At 47.1% G+C, this 6,172-nt stretch carries 12 protein-coding genes; 3 read left to right on the top strand and 9 right to left on the bottom strand.

Going from position 1 to position 6,172, the window contains the following annotated elements:
• The 7 genes from ACKWMY_RS27680 to ACKWMY_RS27650 all read right to left on the bottom strand — a co-directional run.
• Nucleotides 1–782 (bottom strand): type IV secretion system protein (locus tag ACKWMY_RS27680; protein ID WP_409487478.1); only part of this gene is annotated, 782 nt, incomplete at its 3' end.
• Nucleotide 783: 1 nt separating this feature from the next.
• Nucleotides 784–987 carry a hypothetical protein gene (locus tag ACKWMY_RS27675; protein ID WP_409487477.1) on the bottom strand — a complete coding sequence of 68 codons (204 nt, stop codon included), beginning with the start codon at nucleotides 985–987 and terminating at the stop codon, nucleotides 784–786.
• Nucleotides 984–1,256, bottom strand: coding sequence for a hypothetical protein (locus ACKWMY_RS27670; RefSeq protein ID WP_409487476.1), 273 nt, complete (start codon nucleotides 1,254–1,256; stop codon nucleotides 984–986). The genes ACKWMY_RS27675 and ACKWMY_RS27670 overlap by 4 nt, the downstream gene beginning before the upstream one ends.
• 73 nt (nucleotides 1,257–1,329) lie before the next feature.
• Complete coding sequence (locus ACKWMY_RS27665; protein WP_409487475.1) at nucleotides 1,330–1,539, bottom strand: EexN family lipoprotein; 210 nt, start codon at nucleotides 1,537–1,539, stop codon at nucleotides 1,330–1,332.
• Between the two features lie 6 nt (nucleotides 1,540–1,545).
• The gene (locus tag ACKWMY_RS27660; protein ID WP_409487474.1) at nucleotides 1,546–1,827 is read right to left on the bottom strand and encodes a hypothetical protein; all 282 of its coding nucleotides are present in this window, start codon (nucleotides 1,825–1,827) and stop codon (nucleotides 1,546–1,548) included.
• Entirely contained in the window at nucleotides 1,817–2,008 is a 192-nt protein-coding gene (locus ACKWMY_RS27655) for a hypothetical protein (RefSeq protein WP_409487473.1), read from the bottom strand. The genes ACKWMY_RS27660 and ACKWMY_RS27655 overlap by 11 nt, the downstream gene beginning before the upstream one ends.
• Entirely contained in the window at nucleotides 2,008–2,616 is a 609-nt protein-coding gene (locus ACKWMY_RS27650; protein WP_409487472.1) for a helix-turn-helix domain-containing protein, read from the bottom strand. The genes ACKWMY_RS27655 and ACKWMY_RS27650 overlap by 1 nt, the downstream gene beginning before the upstream one ends.
• Nucleotides 2,617–3,181: 565 nt before the next feature.
• On the opposite strand from ACKWMY_RS27650, the gene ACKWMY_RS27645 reads away from it, so the two are divergent.
• Both ACKWMY_RS27645 and ACKWMY_RS27640 read left to right on the top strand, forming a co-directional pair.
• Nucleotides 3,182–3,448: a type II toxin-antitoxin system RelB/DinJ family antitoxin gene (locus tag ACKWMY_RS27645; RefSeq protein WP_409487471.1), complete on the top strand. Its 267-nt coding sequence runs from the start codon at nucleotides 3,182–3,184 to the stop codon at nucleotides 3,446–3,448.
• The gene (locus tag ACKWMY_RS27640) at nucleotides 3,435–3,716 is read left to right on the top strand and encodes a type II toxin-antitoxin system YafQ family toxin (RefSeq protein WP_409487470.1); all 282 of its coding nucleotides are present in this window, start codon (nucleotides 3,435–3,437) and stop codon (nucleotides 3,714–3,716) included. The genes ACKWMY_RS27645 and ACKWMY_RS27640 overlap by 14 nt, the downstream gene beginning before the upstream one ends.
• A gap of 1 nt (nucleotide 3,717) precedes the next feature.
• On the opposite strand, the gene ACKWMY_RS27635 is transcribed toward ACKWMY_RS27640, so the two are convergent.
• Together ACKWMY_RS27635 and ACKWMY_RS27630 are read right to left on the bottom strand one after the other, a co-directional pair.
• Nucleotides 3,718–4,212, bottom strand: a complete 495-nt coding sequence (locus ACKWMY_RS27635; protein WP_409487469.1) for a hypothetical protein — start codon at nucleotides 4,210–4,212, stop codon at nucleotides 3,718–3,720.
• An 11-nt stretch (nucleotides 4,213–4,223) separates the two neighbouring features.
• Complete coding sequence (locus ACKWMY_RS27630) at nucleotides 4,224–5,258, bottom strand: MobA/MobL family protein (RefSeq protein ID WP_409487468.1); 1,035 nt, start codon at nucleotides 5,256–5,258, stop codon at nucleotides 4,224–4,226.
• Nucleotides 5,259–5,419: 161 nt separating this feature from the next.
• On the opposite strand from ACKWMY_RS27630, the gene ACKWMY_RS27625 reads away from it, so the two are divergent.
• Nucleotides 5,420–5,884: a conjugal transfer protein TraD gene (locus tag ACKWMY_RS27625; RefSeq protein WP_409487467.1), complete on the top strand. Its 465-nt coding sequence runs from the start codon at nucleotides 5,420–5,422 to the stop codon at nucleotides 5,882–5,884.
• The last annotated feature ends 288 nt before the right edge of the window (nucleotides 5,885–6,172 follow it).

Raw genomic sequence — 6,172 nt, 5'->3', positions numbered from 1 at the left:
ACGAGCGATCCAATTTGCTGAATGACGAACACGCTGATGAAGAACACAATGATTATCTGGAAGGAGGATTCTATACCCATGTCCCCTAGGTTAAATTTGCTGGTAATGAACGCATTCAGAACACCTAGCGTCAGCGTAAGCATGACATTCAGCAGAATGTAGTTCAGACACTGCCCGCACCAGCTTGTGAAGAATCCGCGGGTTGGCGGGTAGAAGGCAAAACAGATAAAAATTGTGCCAACGGACAGCAGTAAGCCCACCATAAATTTTGCAACCAGCAGGTACGCCGCCGCATAGAAGATAAAGACGAACGATCCGATGTAAGTCAGTCCGATGGCGAATGCCGTTTTAAATAACAAACTCAAGTCCATATCGAAGATGCTGAAATGCATTGCATCCATCATCTTATCGATGCTGATTTGAACATTGTTTAGCATGGCATCCAGTGCGGTAGCTGAGGCAGGGCTTCCGGTGATGGCCGCACTGATTTGGTCGCCGGCGCCGGTGACGAACGGCACCACATACTGGATGTAATAGGGGGTACTGACGGTAAAAGCCGATACTAACGCCAGCGTCATAACGTTCTTTATAACTTCGGACATAAATACTTCGTTATTTGTGTACATGATTTTATAGGCAATAAATACCACGTAAACTAATAACGCCGCCCCCATCACAGGAGCAATCGCGGTTGTAATTGCTGATACGGAACTGCCTATCTGACTTTCAATAACCTGAGTCAGGTCGTTAAATATGTTTGTTACTAAATCCTGAATAGCCATGTTATACACCTTCTTCAATAAGGTTATATTGATTATTTGCAGACAACGGGAAAATCTGGGCGGTTGTTGGCTGCGCAATTATCATGTGTATAACTGCTTCTTTTTGTTTAACAATGCTGAGTGTAAATAAAATGCCTTCCTTTGCCTCAGCATAAAAACAAAACCATAGAGCTGTTATTGTATTGTACAATGCAATTTGTTTCATAACAGGCTCCAGAGCGTTCTCATGACAAAAACGCCTCTCATGGTTTCAAGGGTATCTAAATTTAACGCCTCCTTACTGCGTTGAAGTTGTTTTTTTGTTGTCTCAGATGAACAGCCGTTCATGGCTGCAATATTACTGAGACTTAATCCCATTGCGTAGGCAGCACTGGCAATAAACTGTTTTTCCGTTAACTCCGGGAAGAACTGTTTAAGTGTCATCATGGCGCTTGCTTTCCGCATGTTGAGTACCGTAGGATCTGCGACAGTCATGGCTAACTCCTGTTTAGTTAGTTGTGATTAGCAGCGGTGGGGGAGGGCTAATCCCTTGCCGCTGCGCTAATTATTACTTGTGAAGTAATTCTCGCATAGCAGCATCACTAACCGCACCCTGAGCGTTATGGCAGTTTTCGCCAGACATCTCACCTGATTTGCACTTCTCGACAACCTGCTTTGCTTCGTCCAGATGTTCGGTGTAATAAGACTTGTCATAAACCTTATCGCCACAGGCGGCTAAGAATAAACATGCTGACGCGATGGCAATTAGTTTTTTCATGGTTTTTTACATCCTTATTTTTTTAACAAAAGAATTATTCCTGAATTCACCCCAACAGATAATTGGGCAGTCTTCATCATCACGGCCAATTAAAACAGCGTAACTTTTTCTTGGTTCAACCTCCTTTATAAAATCAACAAATCTTTGCTCTGTGACAGATGTAGACCAAAAAGAGTAATTCGCGGCCACTCCACTACATATATGCTGAATGTCATCAAGAGTGGTTAGATCTTTTGATTTAAAAATAACATAAGTAACCGTATCAACAGTCTTTATATCAACAATCATTTTTAATGGCTTCTTTATCGAGACACTCTTTTATACACATCTGCATAGCTGTTAATACTTCAACTTTTGATAACCCTTTTCCGTCCGAACGACTTACGGTGATTGTGTAAGATTCTGGAATTGAGTTAACCCCTAATTCAGGTTGATATTTTTTGTGGTCTAGAATAATTGTAAAGTTCATTAGTTAAGATCCAAATCAGATTGATCAGGTGGAGGAAGCTCTTCATCCCCTAAAATAGGGCGTTCAGAGGCATATACTATGGGGACGGCTTTAAGTTTTTTTAATTCATCCCAATTTTCATCTTGTTCACATTCATGGGCTACTACAGTGGATGAAAAAACGGCCTTTCTCTGACCTTTTGAACCAGCAAATGCTACTTGTTCATTAACTACATAAGTATTTGTATTTCCGACTTTAATAATTTGAACATATGAATGTTCGGCCAAATGCTTAGTGGCTCTAGCTATTGTTCTTCCCGATTTATTCAAGATTTTAGCAAGCACTGGGTTCGATATGGTCACCGCATTTGTCCCTATTTGCATATGCTCACGGATAATACTGAAAACTAATGCAGCGGTAGGATTTGTGTTTTGCAAAGCACGTAGGTTTTTTTCTGCCGAACGGCTCATCATGTAATAGCCACCAGGGATACGGTTTTTCGCAAGTAAATTTAACCTCCGCTCTTCCTCTAATCGAGCCGCAGTATGTTGCAACAATTCATTGAGGTTTCGATTCCTCTCGATTAGCTGCGTTATGTGCTTCTGCTCGTCGCTCATTTTTTTGGTCATCCCGTGTCATGTAACCATGCCAAATATGGCACTAAGTATGACATCAGTCCGTGTCCGTAAGCAAGACATTTTTGTCACCATCACAGCCAGACCATGACACAGCTCATGTCAGGGTTACCTGTCACAAGCTGTGTCATGGTCATTTTTTATACTTACGCATGAAAATCATGTAGATACGTTGTTTTTATGGTTTTTCCCTTTCTATTTCTATCTTTTAGGACTGAGTGAACGTGCCATATTTTTGAACAGTGGATCTTCCGCTTCCTCGATCGGACAGACTCGCCAAAGCTGCGCAATGGCTCCCTAATCCGATCTTGCGGCGAGCGGTACTGGCTCACAGACTGGTTAATCTTCGATTCTGAGGCCACCAGAAAGCCCACAGGCGCTTTTTCCGTATCTGGATAACCGATTGCATGGCTTTACAGGGAAGGGGGCTTACAGCGGCTCTGAGGCCGTTTTTTGAGTATGCGGAAACAACAGCCCCACCACCCTGAAAAGCGCCCTTGTTGTTTTGTAGTCACAGAAGGACTACAATTGACCTATAGTCTGAACGGAGGAAAACACTATGAATCTGGCTGAAACCTACGTCCGCGCCCGTATTGACGCGAATACCAAAGAACGCGCTACCGCTGCGCTGGAAGCGATGGGGCTGTCTGTTTCGGACGCTATCCGGCTGCTGATGCTGCGCGTTGCTGACGAGCAGCGCCTGCCGTTTGATGTCAAAGTCCCCAACGCCACCACCAGAAAAGCGATAGCCGAGCTGGAGGCGGGGAAGGGGAAGCAGTTTGACAGCGTGGCGGCACTGATGGCGGATCTGCATGAGGACGATTGAGCGCTCAGGCGCGTTTAAACGGGATTACAAGCGGGAAGCGAAGGGGCAGCATCGGGCTGGCCTCGATGAAGCGTTAGTGCCGGTTCTGATGGCGCTGGCGAACGATGAACCGCTTGAGCCACGCCAGCGCGATCATGACCTGAGCGGCAACTGGTCAGGATATCGGGAATGTCATATCAAGCCGGATTTGCTGCTGATTTATCGCCGCCCTGACAGCGAAACCCTGCAACTGGCAAGGCTCGGCTCTCACAGTCAGCTATTCGGCTGAATCACTTGTGCTTCTTGGCCTCGCTGTATTTCTGCGTGGCCTGATTATTCCAGTAATCGTAGGATTGCTGCGCCTCGGCAACCTGTTTCTGGTAGTACTGCGTAACCCCCCACTGTGCCACGAACGCGACGGCAATCACTGCCAGCATGGCAGCAATCATCATGGCAAACAGTCGCCAGTTGAGGCTCTTACGGGCGCTTTCCAGTCGTCCGGCCGCATCGTTAATCCGGGTCTGTGCGTTTTCGGCACTGGCCAGCAGTGTCTTACCTGCCTGGCTGATACCGGATGCCAGCTCCTGGGGAACGCCTGACAGGGATTTCACCACTTCCCGCGCGGTTACTTCGGCAACCTGTTTAACCTGCTCCGCGAGGGCTTCCCGTTCGTAGGCTAACGCCTGCCGTTCCTGCTCCAGTTTTTGCAGTGCACCGTCTACGGCTTTCTGCTGTTCTTCCACGATAGCCATCATTCCAAAAAGCTGCTCTTTCTCGTCGCTCATTGCGTTAATCCTCACATTTCAAAGTCGTTATCGTTCTGCTTGTCTTTACCAAAGCCGAAGTGAGAACCCCGCGCTGTTTTTGCCTGTTCGCTGCGGAGCCTGTCACGTTCGGCCTGTTGTCTGGCTTCCTGTTCTTTTTTGAAGGCATCAAGTGCACGTTGCTTGCCTTCTTCCATCTCTTTTTTAAGGGCAAATTGCGCCCTGAAAGCATCCACACCAGAGCGAACATCCTCTTTTGCTACAGTGTCACGTTCAGTACGTGCAGCGGCTAAATCTCCACTCACATCAATCAGGGAGTTAACCTCATGAACGGCACGTTCTTTTTCACCTTCACTGGCGCGAAGCTGGAGAAGCGCGGAAACGGCTTCCGGCTCCATTTTTTTGATGCGCTGTGGCCCGAAATGTTTTTCCGGTTCTCGGTCGATTCCCTGCTCTTTCAGTGAGCGGTGATCGACAGCAATCTGATGCCCGTTCTTCTGTAAATGTCCGTTCTGCAATGTCGCCCATCGCTCACGGAGTGAAATAAGTTCGTCCCTGCGCTGAGTGAACGATTTAGCCGTATTGGATTTCTGACATCCTCCACGTTCAGGGTGTGCAGCATTGTATCTTTTGAAATACTGTTCAGGGTCACGTTCTACGCCATCGTTAATGCGTTCTGAATACATGATATGAGCATGTGGTTGTTCGCCCTTTTCCATTGCGGCTTTTGGCGTATGGATAGCCCACTGATAGGCGTGGCTGTCTCCGAACTCTTTTTTTACAAATTCCTGTACGAGTTCTTTGCGTTGTTCTGCGTTGAGTTCTCGCGGTAAAGCAACCTCGATTTCCTTATAGCTGGAGCCGTTCTTGCGCTCCATTTCATCCGCAGCCTGCCAGAAGTGTTGCGGGTTATGCTCAGCCCAAGCTGGCATATTTCCGCAACCTTTGTTCTCAAGGTCTTCATAGCGCGACGAACCGCTGTATTTTCCCTCACGGGAAATATAGCTGGAATGTGAAGCGCCCTTGCCTTTCGCGCCGACTTTCACAGACAGGTGATAGCTCGCCATTCTTTGGTTTTAGCCTCCGGCAGGACGCACAGTTTCTTCACGAAGTGAGAAACTACTAAGTGCGCCTTATCAAAATTTCTTTGATAAGGATATGCCATTTGCCACACCGAATCCAGATGATAAAATGAACAAAATCACAGCGCAAAATCAGGAGCGTTTAAATGGCTACAGAGAAAACAGAAGCATGGTTATCTGACCGTGTTACATACATCAAGGGACTGAAAACAGCGACGGAACAACAAAAGCTGATTGTGGTTCTGTATGAGAAGCAGAATCCGACAGCACAGGAACAGAAGAAACTTACTGTACTGGTCAGAGCGGAAAAGGCAGCAGTAAAAGCAAACGAGGCAAGACAACGTGCTTCGGCTCTTATCAATGCCGAAAAACGCGCAGAAGCACAGGCAGAAAGAAAGGCGCGTAATCATGAGCTTTACAACGCCGCCGGGTTGTTGATTATGGCTGGGTTGGTTGATACGAAAACGGGCAAGCCATTAATGGATAAAGCAACGCTACTCGGTGCGCTGATGAGTCTGGGAAAAGTGCCACAGGAAGATAACCGCTGGCAGGGATGGAAGACGACAGGAAATGAAATGCTGGCGAAAGAGTCCGAACTTGTCAAACGCTAAATCGGGGGTTCCCTTTCAAGGGTTCCGATTTAGTGATTGACGACACGCCGGAAAGAAAAACTTCTGACAGGTGGTTGGTTTCACGCAGTGAGGCCAACCACCTGCAAAGACGGGTGTTAACCGCCTTTAACGCCGTTTTTCATAAAACTGGAAACAACCGAAGCTGATTTTCCAACAACGCCAGCGGCACGACCTGCTGCACCTTTTGCCATTCCAAGCCCTCTCCCTGCCATTGAGTTCGTCGCACTGGTTAAACCGTTAATGCCCATTCCTCCGGTGAGGCTGGAT

The organism is Serratia sp. J2, from assembly GCF_046269175.1.
GTDB classification, from domain to species: Bacteria; Pseudomonadota; Gammaproteobacteria; order Enterobacterales; family Enterobacteriaceae; genus Chania; species Chania fonticola_C.
The sequence above is the reverse complement of the archived record's forward strand: the minus strand, read 5'-3'. Positions and strand labels throughout refer to the sequence as shown.

What these genes read in the sequence shown, in the direction of transcription:
- ACKWMY_RS27675 (WP_409487477.1), bottom strand. Translation starts at nt 987, where the DNA reads ATGAAACAAATTGCATTGTACAATACAATAACAGCTCTATGGTTTTGT.
- ACKWMY_RS27670 (WP_409487476.1), bottom strand. Translation starts at nt 1,256, where the DNA reads ATGACTGTCGCAGATCCTACGGTACTCAACATGCGGAAAGCAAGCGCC.
- ACKWMY_RS27665 (WP_409487475.1), bottom strand. Translation starts at nt 1,539, where the DNA reads ATGAAAAAACTAATTGCCATCGCGTCAGCATGTTTATTCTTAGCCGCC.
- ACKWMY_RS27660 (WP_409487474.1), bottom strand. Translation starts at nt 1,827, where the DNA reads ATGATTGTTGATATAAAGACTGTTGATACGGTTACTTATGTTATTTTT.
- ACKWMY_RS27655 (WP_409487473.1), bottom strand. Translation starts at nt 2,008, where the DNA reads ATGAACTTTACAATTATTCTAGACCACAAAAAATATCAACCTGAATTA.
- ACKWMY_RS27650 (WP_409487472.1), bottom strand. Translation starts at nt 2,616, where the DNA reads ATGACCAAAAAAATGAGCGACGAGCAGAAGCACATAACGCAGCTAATC.
- ACKWMY_RS27645 (WP_409487471.1), top strand. Translation starts at nt 3,182, where the DNA reads ATGAATCTGGCTGAAACCTACGTCCGCGCCCGTATTGACGCGAATACC.
- ACKWMY_RS27640 (WP_409487470.1), top strand. Translation starts at nt 3,435, where the DNA reads ATGAGGACGATTGAGCGCTCAGGCGCGTTTAAACGGGATTACAAGCGG.
- ACKWMY_RS27635 (WP_409487469.1), bottom strand. Translation starts at nt 4,212, where the DNA reads ATGAGCGACGAGAAAGAGCAGCTTTTTGGAATGATGGCTATCGTGGAA.
- ACKWMY_RS27630 (WP_409487468.1), bottom strand. Translation starts at nt 5,258, where the DNA reads ATGGCGAGCTATCACCTGTCTGTGAAAGTCGGCGCGAAAGGCAAGGGC.
- ACKWMY_RS27625 (WP_409487467.1), top strand. Translation starts at nt 5,420, where the DNA reads ATGGCTACAGAGAAAACAGAAGCATGGTTATCTGACCGTGTTACATAC.